We start from the raw sequence: 20,259 nt of genomic DNA, 5'->3' as shown, positions 1-20,259 counted from the left end.
GTCGGACGGCGCTGGTGCGCCGCGTCATCACGGGCACGGTTCGGGCGCGACTGGATGCGGGGGCGCACGACCTGCGCGACCGGCACGACCGGCGCACGACTGAGGCCGGCGGGATGTCCGCCGGCCTCAGGTTGCTTCAGGATTTTTGTGCATACTTTCGGCCATTATGTCCTGTTTGACCGTGATTCTGCTGGTCTGCGCCCTGTTCAGGCGCTGGACGGTCCGGTGGGGCCRTATGGCGGTCGGCCCGGTCCGTCGGCAGAGCCGTCGACGTCCAGGTCCGCGCTGGTGCCGCCGTCGTTCGCGACGTCGTCCGCCGGGCGGCTCGCGGCCGGCCGCAGCGGGCGGACCGCGGCCAGTATGCGCCCCCGCCGCCGTCCCGTCGACGGGTCGTCCGCGGCACCGGGCGCGGGCCTGCCGGCCGGGCCGGCCGAGCCGGTGAGTTCGTTGATGAGGTCGTCGCTGTGACCGTCACCGCTGTCACCGTCACCGCTGTCACCGTTGTCGCCGGTACGCGCTCCCGGGATRCCGGACCGCCCGCCCGGCTCGGCGAGCCGGGCGAGATCGTTCTCGATCCGGGTGAGCCGGTCGAGCATGTCGGTCGCGTCCCCGCCGCGTTCCAGGATGGTGCGCAGCGCGTCCATCAGGGTCAGCCACTGGTCGCGGTCCAGGGTGACGTGATCGGCGAGCTGGTTGGCCGTGGCGGGCGGGAACAGCCGCTGGGCGACGGCGACCACCTTCGTCACCTCGGCCGGGTTGAGCCGGTCCGGCCGTCCGCGGACATAGGAGACGAGGTCCTTCAGGCTGATCAGGGTCACCCCGTCGATCGCCCCGTCGCTCCACAGGACACCCGCCTCAACCATGATCAGAATTGGCCGGACCGGCACTTTGAGCATCGGCAGGGCGTCGCGGGTCTGGTTGCGGACCTCTTCCCCGAGCCACCTGGTCAGGTCGAGCGGCTTCTTCAGGGACTGCCCGTCGACCTTCGCGCCGTCCTTGGAGTAACGGACCGTCCCGGGGGAGGCGTCGCTTTTCATCACCATGACGCCGCCCGGCCCGACCAGCAGGTGCCCGATGCTCGCCTCGGAGTGAGCCACCCGACGGTCGTGCATCACCACGTAGCCGTACCGACGCAGCCTGTTGACGATACGTGCCGTCTTGCGCTCGGATTCGGCGCCTTCGCGCAGCGCCTCGATCTCGGGAACCGGATCGAACGAACGACCGATCACGACCAGTGGCCAGCCGAGCTGGACCACCAGGTACGCCGTCACCGCGACGGACGCGGGCAGCCGCAGGCCCGAGGCGACCAGCACGGCGAACACCACCGCGATGGGGAAGGCCCGTAGCGCGGCCCGGGGCACGGTGTAGGCAAGCCGCTCCCGACGCATCTGYGCCTGCTGCTCCCGGGCTCGCCGGTAGGCCACCTCCAGGGAGTGGCCGGGACGGTCGCGGGTGTGGTCGCGCAGCGGGCCGCTGCTCCTGATCGGGCTCTTGGTCGTGCTCGCCATCATGTCCACCGTGGATCGTGAGGTCGTGGTCCGGAACCTGAATCATCAGCGGTCGTCGCCGTGCCGGCGCGGCAGAGCGCAGACATGTTACGGGCTGCACTGATGGTGCAACCGGAGCACGTCCCCGGACAAGAGAATCCCGAAACCGGTCCAAATTTTCCGGGGCCGGTGAGACGTTGATCCCAACTTTATCTTAGACGATCATGTCTGGCTCGATCCTGGTCGGCGGTGCCGGTCGGCGCTGTCCGGGCCCTCGCGCCGGCCGTGTCCGACCGGCGATCGGCTGCGCCTAGCCGGTGCGAAGAGGAAGGTGAAGGCGCAAAGGGGTGAAATGGCCCGTCGCGGATCCCGGCGGTGCCGGCGGCGGTGGGCTGGTTCGGCGTGCAAGTTACCAATGGGTAGCGATACGCTCCCACCGTCGGTAGAAGACTGGAGGACGTGTGAGACTCGCTATCGGCGGCGTGATCGTCGTTGTCGCCCTCGCGGTGGCCGGACGCCGGTTCTACTGGCTGTTCAGACTGATCCGCCAGGGACAGCCTGYTGCTGGCCGGCTCGACGGGGCAGGCCAACGGCTGTGGAGTGAGATCAGCGAGGTCGGCGCCCAGCGGAAGCTGCTGACCTGGACGGCCCCCGGGCTCGCGCACGCCTTCACCTTCTGGGGATTCACGATCCTCATGCTGACCGTCATCGAGGCGTTCGGCGCGCTGTTCGACCACGACTTCCACATCCCGCTGTTCGGGCACTGGGCCGCCATCGGTTTCATCGAGGACTTTTTCACGGTCGCGGTCCTCGCGGGGCTGCTGGCCTTCACGATCATCCGGCTGCGCAACGCGCCCGCCCGGCTCGAGCGCAGGTCGCGGTTCTACGGGTCGCACACCGGCCCGGCCTGGGTCATCCTCGGGATGATCACTGCGGTGATGGTCACGCTCCTGATCCTGCGCGGCGCCCAGTTCAACGCCGGCACACACCCGCAGGGCGACACGAGGTGGGCGTTCGCCTCCTACCTGGTCAGCCGGCCGCTCGATGTCTTCTCCACCGGGGCCAACGAGCACATCGAGACGGTCTTCCTGCTGCTCAACATCGCCATCATCATGGGCTTCCTGGTGCTGGTCGCCTACTCCAAGCACCTGCACATCTTCCTGGCGCCGATCAACGTCATCCTCAAGCGTGAGCCCAAGGCGCTGGGTCCGCTGGGCAGCACCCCGGACATYGAGAGCCTGATGGAGGCCGACGAGCCGATCATCGGTGCCGGCAAGGTCGAGGACTTCTCCTGGAAGGCGATGCTCGACTTCTCCACCTGCACCGAGTGCGGACGCTGCCAGAGCCAGTGCCCGGCCTGGAACACCGGCAAGCCGCTGTCGCCGAAGCTTCTGATCATGGATCTTCGCGACCACCTGTTCGCCAAGGCGCCGTACCTGCTCGCCGCCAACGGGGCCGCTGACGGGGAGGACGCGGCGAAGGCGGTCACCGGTGCCGCCGAGGACGCGTCGGGCGGGCACGCCGTCCACCACGTCCCCGAGTCCGGGTTCGGGCGGGTTCCCGAGCCCGGCCAGGCGCAGGCCGACCGTCCGCTGGTCGGGACCGAGGACGAGGGCGGGGTCATCGACCCCGACGTGCTGTGGTCGTGCACCAACTGCGGCGCGTGCGTGGAGCAGTGCCCGGTCGACATCGAGCACGTCGACCACATCGTCGACATGCGCCGTTACCAGGTGATGATCGAATCGTCGTTCCCCAGCGAGGCCGGGGTGATGCTGCGCAACCTGGAGAACAACGGCAACCCGTGGGGCGTCTCGCCCCGGATCCGCACCGAGTGGGCCGAGGACCTGCCGTTCGAGGTCCGCGTGCTCGACGAGGGCGAGCCCATCCCGGACGACGTGGAGTACCTGTACTGGGTCGGTTGCGCCGGCGCCATCGAGGACCGGGCCAAGAAGGTCTCCCGGGCCTTCGCCGAGCTGCTGCACACCGCGGGTGTCTCCTTCGCCATCCTCGGTACCGGCGAGAGCTGCACCGGTGACCCCGCCCGCCGGCTCGGCAACGAGTACCTCTTCCAGGAACTGGCCAAGGCCAACATCGAGGTCCTCAACGCGGCGGGCGCGAAGAAGATCGTCGCCACTTGCCCGCACTGCTTCAACAGCCTGGCCAACGAGTACCCGGCGCTCGGCGGCGCGTACGAGGTCATCCACCACACCCAGTTGCTCGGCCGGCTCGTGGACGAGGGCAAACTCGTCCCCGTCCAGCCGGTGGACTCCTCGGTCACCTACCACGACCCCTGCTTCCTCGGCCGGCACAACGAGGTCTACACCCCGCCCCGGGAGATCCTCGGCAGCATCCCCGGTATCCGCAGCCAGGAGATGCACCGCTGCAAGGAGCGCGGCTTCTGCTGCGGCGCCGGCGGCGCCCGGATGTGGATGGAGGRGAAGATCGGCAAGCGGGTCAACGTCGAGCGGGTGGACGAGGCGCTCGCTCTCGACCCGGACATCGTCTCCACCGCCTGCCCGTTCTGCATCGTCATGCTCACCGACGCCGTCACCGAGAAGAAGCAGTCCGGCGGGGCGAAGGAGAGTGTCGAGGTGCTCGACGTCTCCCAGCTGCTGRCCCGCTCGCTGGCCGCACCGGCCGGCGTCGACGCCTCCTGACAGGGTTCTGTAGGGGCCCTGCCAGGGCCCTGTAGGTAGGAACCGCTGTAGCGACGACGGTTTCCACCTACGGCCTTCGCGCCTGTAGGTGGAAACCGTCGTGGGAGTGGCGGTTTCTACCTACGAGAGCAGGCGCTGGCTGGGCGGACGAGCCGCCGTAGCCGGTGCGCGGTGGGCCGTGCCCCCAGCCGGGGCCAGTTCAGGAAGGCTTCGGCCTCCAGCATGGCCAGCGCGATGCGCGGCAGGTTCCGGTTCGCCGGGAAACAGATGTAGCGGGGCGACCAGGCCGGCCGGAACTTCGCGTTGAACCGGTAGAGGCTGTCGATCTGGAACCAGCGGGAGAGGAAGACCAGCAGGCTCCGGAAACAACGGGTGACCGGGCCCGCGCCAAGCCGCTGCCCGCGTTCCAGCGCGGCCCGGAAGAAGGCGAAGTTCAGCGACAGACGCTCCACCCCGAGCCCGGCCGCGGCCCGTACCGCCGAGACGATCAGGAAGTCGTTCAGCCCGTTGTCGGCGGTACGGTCACGCACCATCAGGTCCAGCGACAGGCCCTGGCGCCCCCACGGGACGAAGTGCAGCAGCGCGCGCAGCCGCGGCTCGCAGCCCCCTTCACCGCCCGCCGAGTCGTCCCCGCCACGGTCGAAGGCCATCAGGACGACGCAGTCGCCGTCGGCGGGCGCGCCGATCCGGCCGAGCGCCATGGAGAAGCCGCGTTCGGTCTCGGTGCCGCGCCATGCCTCGGCCTGCGCCCGCAACCGGGCCCGTTCCTCGGCGGGCAGGTCGCGCATCCGCAGCGCCCGACAGGTGTAGCCGGCCCGTTCGACCCGGCCGACGGCCTGCCGGACGTTGCGCATGTCACGGCCGTCGAGGGTGAAGGCCGCCACGTCGATGACGGCTTCGTCGCCGAACTCCAGCACGGACAGGCCGGCGCGCTCCCACGCCTTGCCGCCCGTCTCGGAACATCCGATCACCGCTGGTATCCAGGCGTGTTCGGCGGCGATCCGCAGGAACTCCCGGATCGCGCCCGGCCACGCCTCGTTGTCGCCGAGCGGGTCGCCGCTGGCGAGCATCACCCCGGACACCACCCGGTAGGGGACACAGGCCTTGCGCGTCGCCGACCAGACGACGGTCTTGTCGGCGCGCAGGGCGAAGTAGCCCAGCGAGTCGGCGTCACCGTGGCAGGCCAGCAGCGCGCGCATGCCGGCGATGTCGTCGTCGGACAGCTTCGGCCGCGGCCGTGGTGGCCGCAGCACGAGGTACACGACAGCGCTGATCGTGAGCAGGCCCATGGACAGCAGCGTCCGGGTGACAAGGTCCGAGAGCCGCTCGGAGGAGAAACGCAGCGGCCCGTGGATGCCGACCAGGCCGTCCACGACGTGCGCGAACTGGACGGACAACGGGTGCGGCCCGAGCAGCCGCCCACCGCCCACCTGCAGCAGCAGCATGCCGATCGTGACCGAGGCGGCGGCAAGGGTCGTCCCGACCCGCAGTGCCCGCCAGCGGGTGCTCGGATCCCCCTTGGCCTGGAACTGCCCGCGGGCCAGCAGCAGGCCGCCGACGAGTACGGCGGAGGCGGCCGCCTCCTCGTAGTCGAGGCCCTTGATCACGTGCAGGACGACGCTCGCCATGAGCAGCGTCACCACCCCGTGCCAGGCGCGGCGCTTGCGCCGGCGCAGACCGCGCGCCAAGAGCAGCAGCAGGAGCCCGACCACAACCGTGAACGCCGCGGCCTGCCGGGAGATCGATCCGGGCAGGATCTGCCGGATCAGGTCGAGGCGGCTGCGCCAGCCGGGCGTCACCGCGGAGACGATGTCGATGAGCCCCGCGACGAACACCAGGGCGGCGGCCACGGGCGGCACCCATGGGCGGTTCCACGCCGGTAGCGCGGACCGGGCGGCCCGCGTCGGCGACACCGGGTGCGTGGACGTCTCAGATGCCGACGTCTCAGATGCCGACGCCGCGGGTGTCGGTGTTCTGGGTGCCGACGTTCGGGGGRGAGCGGTCCCAGGGGCTGGCGTCCCGGAGATCGTGCCGATGCCGTCGCCGTGCCCGTTGGCCCTGGCCCGGCTGGTCTTCGAGGGACGGCTTCCACGGCTGACCGTTGTCACGGACGCTGGCTCTCCTTTTCTTCCCTTTGCTCAGCCCGTTTTCCGGCCCGACGGGGTGCCGGCCGTGCGTGGGACGTTACCCCGGCCGGTCCGCGGTCAGGCAGGGGCGTTGCGGGTAATAGGACGGTCACAGGTGCCCTCGGGAGGAGGGGATGGATGCTCGGACTACCCGAACAGATCAAGGCGTGTCTGTTCGACCTGGACGGTGTGCTGACCCCGACGGCCGCCGTCCACGCCGCGGCCTGGAAGGAGATGTTCGACGCCTTCCTCGAACAGCGGGCCCGGTACGAGAGTGTCCCGTTCGTCCCGTTCAGCGTCCATGACGACTACCCCGCCTACGTGGACGGCAGGCCGCGGGCGGACGGTATCCGGTCGTTCCTCGCCTCCCGGCGCATCGGGCTGCCCGCGGGCAGCCCGGCGGATCCGCCGACGGCGCAGACCGTGCACGGGCTGGGGAAGCGCAAGAACGAGATCGTGACGGCCAGGCTCCGCCAGGGCGGGATCGCCGCGTACCCGGGATCCGTGCGGTATCTGCGCGCGCTGGCGGACGCCGGGGTCGGACGCGCGGTCGTCTCGTCGAGCGCGAACTGCGCGCAGGTCCTCACCGCAGCCGGCATCGACGGGCTGCTGCCCGTCCGGATCGACGCCGCGGTCGCGGCGCGTGAGCGGCTGGCGGGCAAGCCGGCACCGGACACCTATCTTGCCGCGGCCCGTAAGCTGCGTGCCGAGCCCTGGCAGTCGGCGGTGTTCGAGGACGCGCTCGCCGGGGTCGAGGCCGGGCGGGCCGGTGGTTTCGGTTTCGTGGTCGGCGTCGACCGGGTCGGGCACGCCGACGCCCTGCTCGCGCACGGGGCGAACATCACCGTCCCCGATCTGGCTGTCCTGCTCGAGCCGGGCGGACAGCCAGGCGAACACGGCCGCGCCGGCCGCGCGACAGCGGATGATGGGAACCTCTCGTCCGGTGGCCCTTCATGATCGGAAGCGTGTCGTGATCGGTAACGTGTCGTTCCCGGTCGAGCCGTGGCATCTGCGTGAGTGCGGTCTCGACCCGAAGCTGCTGGCCCGGTCGGAGTCGCTGTTCGCCCTGTCCAACGGCCATGTCGGCCTGCGGGCGAACCTGGACGAGGGCGAGCCGCACGCCCTGCCCGGCACCTATCTGAACTCGGTGCACGAGCTGCGTCCGCTGCCGTACGCCGAAGCCGGCTACGGGTATCCGGAGTCCGGCCAGACGGTCATCAACGTCACCAACGGCAAGCTCATCCGCCTGCTGGTGGACGACGAGCCCTTCGACGTCCGCTACGGGGAGCTGCGGGCCCACGAACGGGTGCTGGACTTCCGCGCGGGCGTGCTGCGGCGCACGRCCGAGTGGGTGTCACCGGCCGGTCAGGCGATCAGGGTGTCGACGGTGCGCCTGGTGTCCTTCGTCCAGCGGGCCATGGCGGCGATCTGCTACGAGGTCGAACCGCTGGACGTCCCGGCGCGGCTGGTGATCCAGTCCGAGCTGGTCGCCAACGAGCAGATGCCGCCGCAGAGCGCGGACCCGCGGACGGCCGCCGTGCTGGAGGCGCCGTTGCAGGCGGAGTGGAACGGCAGCCACGGCACGTACGCGGAGCTGGTGCACCAGACCCGGCGCAGCGGCCTGCGGGTCGCCGCCGCGATGGACCATGTGATCGACCCGCTGCCCGGGCTGGGAGTCACCGCCGAGAGCGACGAGGACTCCTGCCGGATCACCGTGACGGCCGTGCTGGACGTCGGCAGCACGCTGCGCATGGTCAAGTTCATCGCCTACGGCTGGTCGGAGCAGCGTTCCCTGCCGGCGCTGCGGGACCAGGCCGCCGCCGCGCTGACCGCGGCCAGGCAGACCGGCTGGGCTGGCATGCTCGCCGAGCAGCAGGCCTACCTCGACGACTTCTGGGCGCGGGCCGACGTCGAGGTCGACGGCGACGCCGAGGTGCAGCAGGCCGTTCGGTTCGCCCTGTTCCACGTGCTGCAGGCCGGTGCGCGGGCCGAGCGCCGGTCGATCCCGGCCARGGGGCTGACCGGCACCGGCTACGACGGGCACGCCTTCTGGGACACCGAGAGCTACGTCCTGCCGATGCTCGCCTACATCGCCCCGCACGCGGCGGCGGACGCCCTGCGGTGGCGACAGGCCACCCTGCCGCTGGCCCGTGAACGGGCCCGCACGCTCGGCTTCTCCGGCGCGGCGTTCCCCTGGCGGACGATCCACGGCGAGGAGTGCTCGGGGTACTGGCCGGCGGGCACGGCGGCGTTCCACATCAACGCCGACATCGCGGACGCGGTCGTCCGCTACGTCCGCGCGACCGGGGACGACGGCTTCGAGCGCGACGTCGGCCTGGAACTGCTCGTCGACACCGCCCGGCTGTGGCGCTCCCTCGGCCACCACGACCTCGACGGCGACTTCAACATCGACGGCGTGACCGGCCCGGACGAGTACAGCGTGGTCGCGGACAACAACGTCTACACGAACCTGATGGCGCAGCAGAACCTGGTCGAGGCGGCGAACGCCGTCCGGCGGCATCCGGACAGGGCGCGCGAACTCGGTGTGGACGCGGAGGAGACCGCGTCCTGGCGCGACGCCGCCGAGGACATGTACATCCCGTTCGACGAGAAGCTGGGCGTGCATCCGCAGTCGGAGGGGTTCACCCGGCACCAGGTGTGGAACTTCGAGCGCACCCGCCCCGACCAGTACCCGATGCTGCTGCACTTCCCGTACTTCGACCTGTACCGCAAGCAGGTCGTCAAACAGGCCGATCTGGTGCTGGCGATGGTGCGCAGGGGGGACGCGTTCACCGAGGAGCAGAAGGCTCGCAACTTCGCCTACTACGAGGCCCTGACCGTCCGCGACTCGTCGTTGTCGGCGTGCTACCAGGCGGTGATGGCCGCCGAGGTCGGCCATCTCGGGCTCGCCCACGACTACCTGCGTGAGGCCGCGCTGACGGATCTGCGCGACCTGTCGAACCGGGCCGTGGACGGCCTGCACATCGCCTCGCTCGCCGGGAGCTGGATCGCGCTGGTCGAGGGGTTCGGCGGGTTGCGCGACACCGGGGAGACGCTGTCGTTCGCGCCCCGGCTGCCGGAGGGGATCAGCCGGCTGGCGTTCACGCTGTCCCGGCGGGGCCGGCGGCTGCGGGTCGAGGTCACCGACGCCGTCGCGTCCTACGTGCTGCTGCGCGGCGACCCGACCGTCATCGTCCACCACGGCGAACAGGTGCGGGTGACGACGAAGGAGCCGGTGAGCCGTCCCGTGCCGCCGTCGCCCACCCGGCCGGCTCCCGGCCAGCCGTTCGGACGGGAGCCGGTGCGCTTCCGCCCGAACCTGTGAGGCGACCGCCGCGCCCACGTGGATGTCACCCGGTGTGGTCGTGATTGTGGTTACGGTCGCGGTTGTGGTCGTCCGGGGAGACGGCGGCGCGGGTGAAGTCACGGTAGGCGCGGGACGGCGTGGGGCCGCGCTGGCCCTGATAGCGCGAGCCGTAGACGGCCGAGCCGTACGGGTGCGTCGCCGGCGAGGAGAGCCGGAACAGGCACAGTTGGCCGATCTTCATACCCGGCCAGATCTTGATGGGCAGAGTGGCCACGTTCGACAGCTCAAGCGTGACGTGGCCGGAGAAACCCGGGTCGATGAAACCCGCGGTCGAGTGTGTGAGCAGGCCGAGGCGGCCGAGGCTGGACTTGCCCTCCAACCGGCCGGCGAGATCGTCCGGCAGGGTGACGATCTCGAGGGTCGAGCCGAGGACGAACTCCCCGGGATGCAGGACGAACGGCTCGTCGACGTCCGGCGCGACAAGCTCGGTCAGGTCCTCCTGCTCGATGGCGGGGTCGATGTGGCTGTACCGGTGGTTCTGGAACACCCGGAACCACCGGTCGAGCCGCAGATCGATACTGCTGGGTTGGACGAGAACCGGATCGTACGGTTCCAGGCGGACGCGTCCCGCGGCGATCTCGGCTCGGATGTCCCRGTCAGACAGCAGCACGTCCGAGCACGCTACCGTCCGCCGGCCTTGTCGCGGTCGTCGGACGGGGGCATCCGTCGTCCCGTCACTGGCAGAGGTAGGCCGCGTCGGTCGTCGAGCAGATGAGCTGGTTGTCGAGCAGCCACTGGATGGGCAGCGCATCGGAGACCGGATCGACGACCGGCGCCCCCGGGATGAGCGCGCTGACCACCTGGTACTGCTGTCCGTAGCCGGGCTGGTCGAACCACGGCCGGATGGCGCCGCTGTACACGGAGAACGTCTGCAGCACCCGGTAGGCGTGGTAGTTGCAGCTACCCGGGTCCGTGGTGGAGTCCAGGTTGGACGGCGGGATGGCCCGGGCGGCGTATTTCGTCCCCTCCGGGGAGGCGAAGTTGCCGCCCGTGCCACCGAAGCGGTCGAACTCCAGCCCCGGGGTCAGCGATGTCACCGTCCGCTGCGGGGTACCGTCCGGATTGATCAGGTATCCGTCCTTCGGCGGGTACTGCCAGCCGCCCTGGCCGGACCGGGCGGACGGGTCCCACCAGGTGTCCAGGAACTGCTGGACCGGCTCCCCGCCGGTCCGCTGGTAGTGGGACARCTCCCGGCCCACCTCGCCGGTGACCGGCAGTTTTCGGGGTCCCAGCCGTGAGTCGTCCCGGAAGTCGGCCTCCGAACACTCGCCCGGCGAGCGGTGCCCATCCGTCGGATCACCGGTCGTCGAGCCGTCGGTCGTCGCACCGACGGTGATCGCGGTGCCGTCGGTGGTGGAGGCGGGCGCGGCCGAGGCGGATGTGGCGTCGGCGAAGGCGGCACCGGCAAGGAGCAGGGCTCCAGCCGTCAACGAGATCATGCTCTTGCGAAACTGCACGTATTCCTCCCGGACGTGTGCTCTGAGTAGCACATCGATCCGGGAGAGTAGTAAAAGATCTGCTCACGGACATGGATCGCGTTCTCCGGGCGGATATACCGTGTGTCGTCCGCCCTGTAGCGACACGTGCCTCCGGCTGACGCCGGTTGGGTCCCACCGCACCGCATCTCGCCCACGCGAGCCTGTAGGATGCTGAAGGCAGCACGCGGGCGTAGTTCAGAGGCAGAACACGAGCTTCCCAAGCTTGCAACGCGGGTTCGATTCCCGTCGCCCGCTCCACTTTGGGACAGGTCTGTCAGACGGGGTCTGACCTGGGCGTTTCGCAATATCTGTTGGGGGGCCGAGCCCCCCATACCCCCCACGGGTAGGCGCAGGTGGATCATGATTTTTGCCATCCGCGTGCCAGTGGGGGTGGGTGTGCCATCTCAGGGGGTGGGGCGCATGCGGATGGTGCTGCCTCGGGCCAGGCGGGTGGACATGGTTCGGGCGACCTCTGCGGCGCGGTCTCTGGTGGCCTTCTGGTAGATCAGGGCGGCGCGTGGGGTTGAGTGGCCGCCGAGGGCCATGAGTTCGTGGAGGGTGGCGCCGGACTGGGCCGCCAGGGTCAGGCCCGCGTGACGGCAGTCGTGTAGGTGGGCTTTTGGAGACCTGGACGGTCAAACGCCGCATCCACGGGAGCCGCACCAGAGCCGCTTGATGATCGCCTCACGTAACTGATCATGATATCGTAGATGGGGAATCTGATATCAAACGTGTGAGGTGACGCCCATGGCCGACGTCCTCGTCCGCGACGTGCCCGATGGGGTTCTTGCCGAGCTCGACGCCGCCGCTGCCCGCGCCGGGATCTCGCGCGTCGAGTATCTGCGCCGCATGCTTGCTGCCGAAGCCGAGCGAGYGTCGCGCGACGCTCGTCCACCCCTTGGACGGGAGGACTGGGTACAGCTCAACGAGCTGATCTCGGACCTTGCCGACGAGGATGTGATGCGCGGTGCCTGGTCGTGACTGAGGGCTGGCTCATCGACAAGTCGGCGATGGTCCGCATACCGGCCCATCCCGACGAGCCGGTCTGGTCACGGCGAGTCGATCAAGGTCTGATGCACATCTGTGCGGTCACACTGCTCGAAGTGGGGTACTCGGCCCGCAACGGCCCTGAACACACCCGGCTTCTCGGTACCCCGCCGCTCGCGCGCATGGCCATTCAGTGGGACATGCCGACCGCCGTGACCCGACGTGCCTACGAGGTCCAAGGCATGTTGGCCGCGGCCGGCCACCACAGAACTCCCAGTATCCCCGATCTGCTGATCGCAGCGACGGCGGAAGCTGCCGGGCTTACGCTCCTGCATTACGACAAGGACTTTGAGCTGATCGCCGACCTGACCGGGCAACCGTTGTGCCGATTGTCCTGATCCCCCGCATCGCGGCACGGCTGACAGTCAAGATAACCTCCCACGTTCCTGTGGCTGGGGTTTTTTGGGCCATCTGCGGGCCAGCAGTAGCGGATGTGCTGTCAGGATCGGTGCGGTCAGACGCGGTGCGGGCCGCGCCACGTGGCCGGCTGTGCGTGGCCGTGAACAGTCGTGACGACGTACCGCGGCAGTGCCGGGGCGGATGCCGAGCGGGACGCATCCTGGATCGGCCCGGGAGCATCCCGCTTTCAGTCCTTGACCTCGATGCCGTGGGCGCGGGCCTTGCTTGTTCCGCTGCGGATGTCGTTGGTGAGCACAACGCTGGTCCGACGGCTGACCGCGCTGGTGACGTGTAGTCCGGCAGCCGTAGCTTTCTCGACTAATTCTTCACGATCAATAACGGTATCTCCGGTGAAGGCAACCCGCATGCCCTGGACGAGCGGCCCGCCAACGGTGAGCAGCCCCGGATTGAGATAGGGGCAGGGCGGTTTTCGCATGGTTGCCCGGGGCCGGGCGGGCAGGATTGCCACGTCGTCACGCGCTGTGCCGCAGGAGGCGAGGGGCAGGTCCAGTTGCTGGCTGGCGGCGTGCCCCAACGCCCGCGGCAGCAGAGCGGCGAGGACGTCGGCATCGTCGACGGCGTCGTGGGCCTGACGTTGGACGACTCCCCAGTACTCCGCCAGCGTCGCCAGTTTGAGGTTCGGCAGGTCGAGATCGAGCCGGTGGGCGAGAACCCGGGTACACAGCCGCCATTCGACAGGGAGGCGGATGCCCAGCCGCATTGCTTCGGTGGCAAGCATCTGCCAGTCGAAAACCGCATTGTGCGCGACGAAGATCCGGCCGTCGAGCAGCGGCAGCAGAGAATCGGCTACCAGGTCGAATATGGGGCTGCCGGCCAGCCGTTCGCGGGTGAGCCCGTGAATGTGCACCGGCCCGGGATCGCATCCCGGATCGAGCAGGGTCGACCATCGCCGTTCCACCGTGCCGTCCGACGCCACGTGCACTACGGCTACCGAGAGGATTCGGCTACGCTGTGCTATCAGTCCGGCGGTCTCCACGTCCACCACCACATAGCGGTGGGGATAGGCGGCTGCGATGGTCGACGGTTGAAGTAACGGGGAGCTCACAGCGTCGGATCGTCCCATGATGCTCGGCCCGGTCAGTTGGCTGGTGTTGTCTGCCAGGGGTTTGTCAGGTCGATGCCGGTGTGGACGAAGTCCCCGGTGTTGCGGGTGGCGAGGCCAGCGGAGTGTGAGCGGCAGATGGCCGCGATCTGGGCGTCGGCCATGGCGATGGGCAGGCCCCGCCGCTCGCGTCCCATGACGATGTCCGCGTAGTGGGCCGCCGCGTCGTCGTCGAAGGGCAGGACGCGGCCGGCGAAACCCGCCTCGACGGCACGTTGCAGCCGGTCGGCCAGGTCGGTGCGGCGTCGCCCCTCGGGCACCCGGGCGACGCCGTAGCGCAGCTCGGCCATGGTCACCGCGGTCAGGTAGATCTCGTCGGCGGGCTGGCTGTCGATCCAGGCAACGACCCCTGGATCAGCCCGGGCGCGCATCAGCTCCGAGACGACGTTCGTGTCCAGCGTGATCATGAGGAGAGGTCTGCCGCTCTCGGTGGCTCCGTGCGTGGCGGCAGCGCAAGCTCCACGTCCTCGTCGAGGTCCGCGAAGTACTGGTGGATCTGGCTGCCCAGCCCGCGTCGCGGGGCCGGCCCGGTCAGGGCGGCCCGGAGGATCGCCCGGGCCTCCGCCTCCATGGACCGGCCGTTGTGCGCCGCGCGGACCCGTAGCCGCGCCTTCACCTCGTCATCCAGATCCCTGATCGTCAACGTCGCCATGACATACCACCCCTTCCAGCCATCCAATGCTAGCACTGCATGCATTGCAAGCTGGGTGTGCGGAATCCGCGCCAGATCCGGCTGACGTCGCGGACAAGCCTGGAGGCTGCTCGCATTCGATCCGAACCTACTGCGGAAAAACGGGGAGGAGTCCGTGGATACGGGGTGAAAGTGCTGCTAGAGTCCGTACCTGCTGACCGCGACTCGCTATCGTCCCGGACCGCAGGCGCTGCGGGCAGAGTCCGCGTCATGAGATTTCCGTAACCATCCGGCGCAGGCTGAGGCGTGTGCTGTCGTCGCTGACAGCACGGTCCCGGCCATGAGGAACGACCTGACCATCCCGACCACATGACTGCCGATCAAGCTGCCGGAGCTGGACAGCGTGATCGACGGATCGTCTGGGCCGGGTAGTTCGGCGCGCCCTCCTCATGGTTGCTCCGGGCGTCTCGTGGCGGGYCAGCGCAGGCCCCGGCGCGCCGCTCCGCACAGGAGCCGCTCTCCACAGGATCACAGGAAAGGACACGATGCCGCGAAACGTCCTGATCACTGGTGGCTCCAGTGGTGTGGGTCTGGCCACCGTGACACGGTTCGCCCGTAATGATGACAATGTGTGGTTCACCTACCACTCCCGACGGGACGTCGCCGAGTCGGTTGTGTCGGACCTGCGCACGACTGACGGCGCCCGGGTGCGCGCCTTCGAGTTCAGGCAGGGGGAGCGGGGCAGCCATGACGCTCTGCTGGCGGCGCTTCCCGGCCCGGTGGACGTGCTCGTCAACAACGCCGCCGTGGGCACGCGGAGTATCGACCGGTATGTCGAGGATTCGCGCGACCGGGACGAGGCGTTCCTGCGGATCAACAGCATCGGCCCGCTGTGGCTGATCCGGCGCCTCCTGCCGGGCATGCTGGACCGCGGCTACGGGAAGATCGTCAATATCTGCAGCGTCGGCGGCGGGGTGGCGCAGTTCCCGGGATTCGACGTCGTGGACGGCATGAGCAAAGCGGCGCTCGCCTACCTGACCCGCCATCTCGCGGCGGAGACGGCGCATTCTCCGGTCGATGTCATGGCGGTGTGCCCGGGGGCGGTCGACACGCCCATGCTGCGGGAGAGCACGCTCGACCGGCTGGCGCCGCAGGCCCGGCTCGACTTCGAGGCGAATCTGCCGAAGGGCAGGCTGATCCGGCCGGAGGAGATCGCGGAGCTGGTGTGGTGGTTGTGYGGCAACGGATCCGGCGTGCTGCACGGGGCGGTCGTGGACGCGTCGATGGGCCTGGGAGTACGTCCCGGCCTGCTTGCCGAGCACTCCGCGGAATCCGACCGGGTGYGTGGCGGCCGTCCGGGGGGTCGCTGATGGTGTCGAGGCGTGCGGCGGCGTTGGCCGCCCAGCCGCCGGCGATCGCCGCGGCGCACTTCCGAGCGGAGGCGCATCCGTACCATCCCCGGCTGCGCCCGGACGGGTACATCAATCTTGGTACGGCGGAGAACCGACTGGTGTGGGACCTGCTGGCGCCCCGGCTGACCGGCCCGCGTCCACTGAGCGCCGCGGACACCCACTACGCCCCGCTGCACGGCACCGACGCCTTCCGGGAACAGCTCGCTCGTTTCCTCGGCGGAGTCTGCCGGACGGAGGTGGACCCGGAACACCTTGTCGTGGTCAGCGGGGTGACGAGCGCTCTGGACGTCATCGCCTCCGTCCTGTGCGATCCGGGGGAGGCGGTCGTCGTGCCCGCTCCCTACTACGGGGCTTTCGACGTCGACCTGCTCGGGCGTTCCGGCGCCCGCCTGCTGCCCGTGCCCCTGAGCGCTGGCAGGAACTTCCAGGTGACGACCTCGGAGATAGGCCACGCGCTGACCCGTGCTCGCGAGCGGGGTGTCACCGTCCGTGYCGTGGCACTGGCCTCACCGGGGAACCCGGTCGGTCACGTCCACCCGCCGCAGGTCCTCCGGGAGATCGCCGAGGTCGCCGGTCAGCACGGGGTGGACGTCATCGTGGACGAGATCTACGCCAATTCGGTCTTCGGCGAGACACCGTTCGTCAGCTTTCTCGATCCCGAGGTGAGGGCGGCCGGGACCGGACGGGTCCACATCGTGTGGGGATTCGCGAAGGACTTCGGACTACCCGGCTTCAAGATYGGTGTTCTGTGCAGTCCCGATCCCGAGGTCTGTGCCGCGGCCCGGGCACTCGCCTACTTCGCCGCGACATCGACCGACACCCAGGCACTTCTGCGGGATGTGCTCGCCGACCGGGCATGGGTTGCTCGTTTCCTCGCGGAGAGTCGTCGACGGCTTGCCCTTTCCTATGCTTCGTCGGTCGATCTCCTCACCGCCGCTGGTATTCCCTTCGTGCCGGTGGGGGCGGGATTTTCGCTGTGGGTCGACCTGGGGGCGTGGCTGACCGCCCCCACCTTCGCGGCCGAACACGCCCTGTGGGAAAGAATTCTTGAACAGGCCTGTGTCAACGTCCTGCCGGGCCAGTTCTTCGCCAGCCCGGATCCCGGATGGTTCCGGATCTGCTATGCCACCGACCTGGCCGTGGTAACGGAGGGCATCAGCCGTGTTGTTCGGCTCCTTGGCACGTCCGAGCCGCGGGGTGACGAAAGAGCCGCTGTCTCCTCCCGTCCGGTCGGTGCTACGCGGTACGAAAACGTCGAGGGCTGACGATGGAGAAGAAACCGAGCAGGCCGGGAGCGGCTCAACCGATGAACGACTGGTACAGCTCGGCGGGAGTCCGCGGTGGGAGTCGGCGGACATTTCACCGGGACATGGAGGAAGGACGGGTGTTCTTTCCCTCCGAGCTGGTTCCTTATCTTGCCCACGAAGCCGTCCGTGTTCTCCCGGCCGCCCTGACACGGGAACTCACCGTGCGTCACCTGTACCAGTTTCTGCTGTCGGCAACGCACCTGGAGACCAGGATCGTCAACCGTGGGGCGGAGCGGATCGCCGGGAATCGGGTGGGCTTCGACCTRCCTCGTTCGTGTCGTCTGGACGCCTACAAAATATACTGTGACGAGGGGTATCACTCGCTGTACAGTCTCGATCTGGCCGACCAGATCGCCACCGCCACGGGGATCCCAATACCCCGGTGGGACTACGGCKGGTTCGTCGAACGTCTCGAGGAGACCGGGCGCGCCATTCTCCCCGGCGAACCGGTGCTCGCTCATCTGCTGCAGGTGATCGTGTTCGAGACGTTGATAACCGCGGTCCTCAACGAGGTCCCCAACGATCCCACGGTCGTCACCGCGGTCCGGGAGGTGACCCGGGACCATGCCCGTGACGAGGGACACCACCACCGGTTCTTCGTCGCGTTCTTCCACCTTCTGTGGGGACATCTGGAACCCTCGCTCCGGGCCCGCGTGGCGCACGCCATCCCGCCTCTGATCAGGGCATGTCTCGTCTGGGACACCGCGCCGGTCCGCTCCTCTCTCCTGCTCGCAGGCCTCGACGAGCCCACTGCCGACACCGTGCTCCGGGACGTCTACGGGGGTACCGCCGCGACCCGACGAATCCGCGAGGTCGCCCAGGCCACCCGGCGGATGTGCGAGTCCGCCGGCGTCCTCGATCTTCCTGGAGCGAGGGAGACCTTCGCCGCCCACGGCATCGAGTGAGGACACCATGCAGCCTTCCGCCGATCATGACAGCGGACTCACCTACGCGACCTACCTTCGCCTTCCCCACGTGCTCGACCAGCAGCGGTGCAGAAGCTCACCCCCTGCCCATGACGAACTGCTCTTCATCACTGTCCACCAGGTGTATGAGCTGTGGTTCAAGGTGCTGCTGTTCGAGCTTTCCAACGCCAGGGACCGGATGCTTGACGGCGACGCCTACCGGGCCCGCCTCCGGCTGCGCCGCTGCCACGAGATCGAGCGCGTGCTGGTGAACCAGATCGACGTCGTCGACACCATGACGCCGCACGGATTCCTGGAGTTCCGTGGAACGCTGGGGTCGTCCAGCGGGCTTCAGTCGACGCAGTTCCGAGAAATAGAATTCCTGTCCGGTGCCGACGACAGCGGTTGGCTGGACAGGGCCGTCTGGCTGAGCACCGAGGACCACCAGCGGCTGTCCCGGCGACTGACCGAACCGGACCTGTGGGACTCTTTCATCACGCTTCTGGCCGTCGCTGGTTTCGCCGTCGGCACCCCACAGCAGCGAGCCGCGATCTTCTACGAAATAGCGGTCGGCGACGATCGGTACAACGAGCTGTGGGAGCTCTCCGAAGCGCTGATCGACCACGACCAGATGTGGTCGACCTGGCGCCTGCGGCACCAGATGACGGTGGTGCGCCAGCTCGGTGGAAAACCTGGGACAGGTGGCAGCACAGGTGGCGGCTACCTGGCGGAACGGGTTCCGATGAAATTCTATCCGGAACTCTGGGAGGCAAGGAGTCGTTTCGGCCCGCCGAACGACGGAAGCCTTCCGCGGGTTCACGCCCCCGAATCCCTTCGACAGGAATCCGATGGCTAGGCCGGCGAGAACCCACGACGGCACGGGAAACGACGGCACGGGAGACGGCAGGACCACGGCCGGTGGGACGTCACCGCCCCCGTGGGAGACCAGCCGGGAACTACGCGACCAGGCGTACTCGCCCAGCCTGACCGTAGCCGACATGAGAACTTACCTACGCATGTACGCGGACAGGTCGGCTGATGCCCGCGCAACCCTGCCATGGAAAGAAATCTCCTACGGAGACACCTCCGCCCAGCGGCTCCACTTCTTCCCCGCCGCTGGTCCCGACGCGCCGCTACAGGTCTTCATCCACGGCGGCTACTGGCAGGAACTGAGCAAGGAGGAGTCGTCCTTCGCCGCGCCGGACTTCGTCACGAGAGGAGCGTCCTTCGCCGCGTTGGGGTACGGGCTCGCGCCCGCTCACCGACTGGACGAGATCGTCGCCATGGTCCGCAACGCCATACTGTGGATTTTTCGGCACGCCGCCGAGCTGGGCGTCGACCCCCAGCGGATCTTCCTGAGCGGTTCCTCCGCCGGGGCTCATCTCGCCGCGATGTGTGTGATGGACGGTTGGCTCTCTCCCGCGCTGCGCCCCTTCGACGTGATCCGCGGTGCCTGCCTGCTCAGCGGTATCTACGATCTCGAGCCGCTGCGGCACACCTATGTCGGAGAACAGATCGGGCTCACCGCAGCCGAAGCGGCCCGCAACAGCCCGATTCGTCATGTCCACGGCGACGCCCCACCGCTGATCGTCGCCCGCGGCGACAACGAGACGGCCGCCTTCGCCGCCCAGCACAGACAGTTCGTATCATCCCTGACCCGAGCGGGCACGCCAGTTGCCGATCTTGTGGTGCCCGCCCGGAACCACTTCGATCTCCCTCTCGTCCTCGGGGACCCGGAAACACCACTCGGCCGGGCAGTCCTGACGCAGATGGGCCTGCTGTCACCCCCCCGGAAATCCGGCGCTCGAGGTCGGATCTGGCCGGTCTCCGCGGTGAGTGCGAGGTGTGCTCTTCGCAGTATCCATGTCGTGCGGTCCGAGTCACTGGTACCCGTTCCTGTTGGAGGAATGGTACGGCGGAGCCGTCTGGTAGCTCCATTGATGGCTCTCCTTTCCCTGGATGTTCTCAGAACTGCCGTACGCATGATTCAGATCGCGATCCGGTCAAAGATTTTGAATGGAAAACTTGAAGACCTGGTTCGATCTTCTTCTCCCGTCCGGTTGTCGGGGTGCTGGCAGGGGATTTGAAGGGGTGCKTGCGTGCCGGTGGGGCGTTGCGTCCTGGCGGACGGTTAGGAATGGAACAGCGGTCGATAATTGACACCGCCTCCTTCTGGGTGTATTGGCCACAATGCCGCTAAGATAAGAACGGGCGCCGACAAGATCAATATCTGCTTGATCGTTTCAGTGCGGTTTTTGGCGTATGCACTCGGGCGGTGCGTCATACTTCCATGCGCGGACCACCACGATAGAATGGATTG

Annotated in this window: 17 protein-coding genes and 1 tRNA gene; 11 read left to right on the top strand and 7 right to left on the bottom strand. The window is 68.5% G+C overall.

The genetic code is table 11. From position 1 onward, the window contains the following. Window positions 1-206: 206 nt before the first annotated feature. Window positions 207-1,508: a nuclease-related domain-containing protein gene (locus BL254_RS21590; protein WP_076844871.1), complete on the bottom strand. Its 1,302-nt coding sequence runs from the start codon at window positions 1,506-1,508 to the stop codon at window positions 207-209. Window positions 1,509-1,948: 440 nt separating this feature from the next. Here BL254_RS21590 and BL254_RS21585 point away from each other — a divergent pair, with 440 nt between their 5' ends. Beyond that, entirely contained in the window at window positions 1,949-4,144 is a 2,196-nt protein-coding gene (locus BL254_RS21585; protein ID WP_076844855.1) for a (Fe-S)-binding protein, read from the top strand. 116 nt (window positions 4,145-4,260) lie between these two features. Here the strand turns inward: BL254_RS21585 and BL254_RS21580 are convergent, their stop codons facing one another. After that, window positions 4,261-6,003 carry a phosphatidylglycerol lysyltransferase domain-containing protein gene (locus BL254_RS21580; RefSeq protein ID WP_047224427.1) on the bottom strand — a complete coding sequence of 581 codons (1,743 nt, stop codon included), beginning with the start codon at window positions 6,001-6,003 and terminating at the stop codon, window positions 4,261-4,263. Between the two features lie 405 nt (window positions 6,004-6,408). Between BL254_RS21580 and BL254_RS21575 the strand changes: the two genes are divergently transcribed. Beyond that, window positions 6,409-7,227 (top strand): HAD family phosphatase, encoded by an 819-nt coding sequence (locus tag BL254_RS21575; protein ID WP_076844853.1) that lies wholly within the window; start codon window positions 6,409-6,411, stop codon window positions 7,225-7,227. 13 nt (window positions 7,228-7,240) lie between these two features. Next, entirely contained in the window at window positions 7,241-9,595 is a 2,355-nt protein-coding gene (locus BL254_RS21570; protein ID WP_076844869.1) for a glycoside hydrolase family 65 protein, read from the top strand. Between the two features lie 25 nt (window positions 9,596-9,620). On the opposite strand, the gene dcd is transcribed toward BL254_RS21570, so the two are convergent. Together dcd and BL254_RS21560 are read right to left on the bottom strand one after the other, a co-directional pair. Next, window positions 9,621-10,247, bottom strand: a complete 627-nt coding sequence (gene dcd / locus BL254_RS21565) for a dCTP deaminase (RefSeq protein ID WP_076844851.1) — start codon at window positions 10,245-10,247, stop codon at window positions 9,621-9,623. A gap of 64 nt (window positions 10,248-10,311) precedes the next feature. After that, window positions 10,312-11,094, bottom strand: a complete 783-nt coding sequence (locus tag BL254_RS21560; RefSeq protein WP_076844849.1) for a TNT domain-containing protein — start codon at window positions 11,092-11,094, stop codon at window positions 10,312-10,314. 205 nt (window positions 11,095-11,299) lie between these two features. On the opposite strand from BL254_RS21560, the gene BL254_RS21555 reads away from it, so the two are divergent. The 3 genes from BL254_RS21555 (at window position 11,300) to BL254_RS21545 (ending at window position 12,500) form a co-directional block, all read left to right on the top strand. Further along, a tRNA-Gly gene (locus BL254_RS21555) sits at window positions 11,300-11,373 on the top strand. Window positions 11,374-11,862: 489 nt separating this feature from the next. Then, the gene (locus BL254_RS21550; protein ID WP_076844847.1) at window positions 11,863-12,096 is read left to right on the top strand and encodes a FitA-like ribbon-helix-helix domain-containing protein; all 234 of its coding nucleotides are present in this window, start codon (window positions 11,863-11,865) and stop codon (window positions 12,094-12,096) included. Beyond that, window positions 12,093-12,500, top strand: a complete 408-nt coding sequence (locus BL254_RS21545) for a PIN domain nuclease (RefSeq protein WP_076844845.1) — start codon at window positions 12,093-12,095, stop codon at window positions 12,498-12,500. Before BL254_RS21550 ends, BL254_RS21545 begins: the two co-directional genes overlap by 4 nt. A 248-nt stretch (window positions 12,501-12,748) precedes the next feature. Here the strand turns inward: BL254_RS21545 and BL254_RS21540 are convergent, their stop codons facing one another. Genes BL254_RS21540 through BL254_RS21530 form a run of 3 tightly spaced genes read right to left on the bottom strand, consistent with a single transcriptional unit; the run spans window position 12,749 to window position 14,336 of the window. Then, a complete protein-coding gene (locus BL254_RS21540; protein ID WP_047224399.1) occupies window positions 12,749-13,645 on the bottom strand; it encodes an exonuclease domain-containing protein in 897 nt (298 codons plus the stop codon). 14 nt (window positions 13,646-13,659) lie between these two features. Then, entirely contained in the window at window positions 13,660-14,091 is a 432-nt protein-coding gene (locus BL254_RS21535) for a type II toxin-antitoxin system VapC family toxin (protein WP_047224398.1), read from the bottom strand. After that, entirely contained in the window at window positions 14,088-14,336 is a 249-nt protein-coding gene (locus BL254_RS21530; RefSeq protein ID WP_013872141.1) for a FitA-like ribbon-helix-helix domain-containing protein, read from the bottom strand. Before BL254_RS21530 ends, BL254_RS21535 begins: the two co-directional genes overlap by 4 nt. 524 nt (window positions 14,337-14,860) lie before the next feature. On the opposite strand from BL254_RS21530, the gene BL254_RS21525 reads away from it, so the two are divergent. Genes BL254_RS21525 through BL254_RS21505 form a run of 5 tightly spaced genes read left to right on the top strand, consistent with a single transcriptional unit; the run spans window position 14,861 to window position 20,026 of the window. Further along, window positions 14,861-15,685 carry an SDR family NAD(P)-dependent oxidoreductase gene (locus BL254_RS21525; protein ID WP_076844843.1) on the top strand — a complete coding sequence of 275 codons (825 nt, stop codon included), beginning with the start codon at window positions 14,861-14,863 and terminating at the stop codon, window positions 15,683-15,685. Next, a complete protein-coding gene (locus BL254_RS21520; RefSeq protein WP_076844841.1) occupies window positions 15,685-16,992 on the top strand; it encodes an aminotransferase class I/II-fold pyridoxal phosphate-dependent enzyme in 1,308 nt (435 codons plus the stop codon). The genes BL254_RS21525 and BL254_RS21520 overlap by 1 nt, the downstream gene beginning before the upstream one ends. Window positions 16,993-16,994: 2 nt before the next feature. After that, window positions 16,995-17,939: a diiron oxygenase gene (locus tag BL254_RS21515; protein WP_371391140.1), complete on the top strand. Its 945-nt coding sequence runs from the start codon at window positions 16,995-16,997 to the stop codon at window positions 17,937-17,939. A 7-nt stretch (window positions 17,940-17,946) separates the two neighbouring features. Further along, a complete protein-coding gene (locus BL254_RS21510) occupies window positions 17,947-18,795 on the top strand; it encodes a tryptophan 2,3-dioxygenase family protein (protein WP_047224395.1) in 849 nt (282 codons plus the stop codon). Further along, the gene (locus tag BL254_RS21505) at window positions 18,788-20,026 is read left to right on the top strand and encodes an alpha/beta hydrolase (RefSeq protein ID WP_083731295.1); all 1,239 of its coding nucleotides are present in this window, start codon (window positions 18,788-18,790) and stop codon (window positions 20,024-20,026) included. Before BL254_RS21510 ends, BL254_RS21505 begins: the two co-directional genes overlap by 8 nt. The last annotated feature ends 233 nt before the right edge of the window (window positions 20,027-20,259 follow it).

Source organism: Protofrankia sp. BMG5.30 (genome assembly GCF_001983005.1).
Lineage (GTDB): Bacteria > Actinomycetota > Actinomycetes > Frankiales > Frankiaceae > Protofrankia > Protofrankia coriariae.
Note: the sequence above shows the minus strand (reverse complement) of the source record. Positions and strands in the feature narration are given on the sequence as shown.

Bases quoted from the DNA above. Each gene is read 5' to 3' on its own strand.
- BL254_RS21540 (WP_047224399.1), bottom strand. From the start codon at position 13,645: ATGGGACGATCCGACGCTGTGAGCTCCCCGTTACTTCAACCGTCGACC.
- BL254_RS21510 (WP_047224395.1), top strand. From the start codon at position 17,947: ATGCAGCCTTCCGCCGATCATGACAGCGGACTCACCTACGCGACCTAC.
- BL254_RS21535 (WP_047224398.1), bottom strand. From the start codon at position 14,091: ATGATCACGCTGGACACGAACGTCGTCTCGGAGCTGATGCGCGCCCGG.
- BL254_RS21575 (WP_076844853.1), top strand. From the start codon at position 6,409: ATGCTCGGACTACCCGAACAGATCAAGGCGTGTCTGTTCGACCTGGAC.
- BL254_RS21505 (WP_083731295.1), top strand. From the start codon at position 18,788: ATGGCTAGGCCGGCGAGAACCCACGACGGCACGGGAAACGACGGCACG.
- BL254_RS21530 (WP_013872141.1), bottom strand. From the start codon at position 14,336: ATGGCGACGTTGACGATCAGGGATCTGGATGACGAGGTGAAGGCGCGG.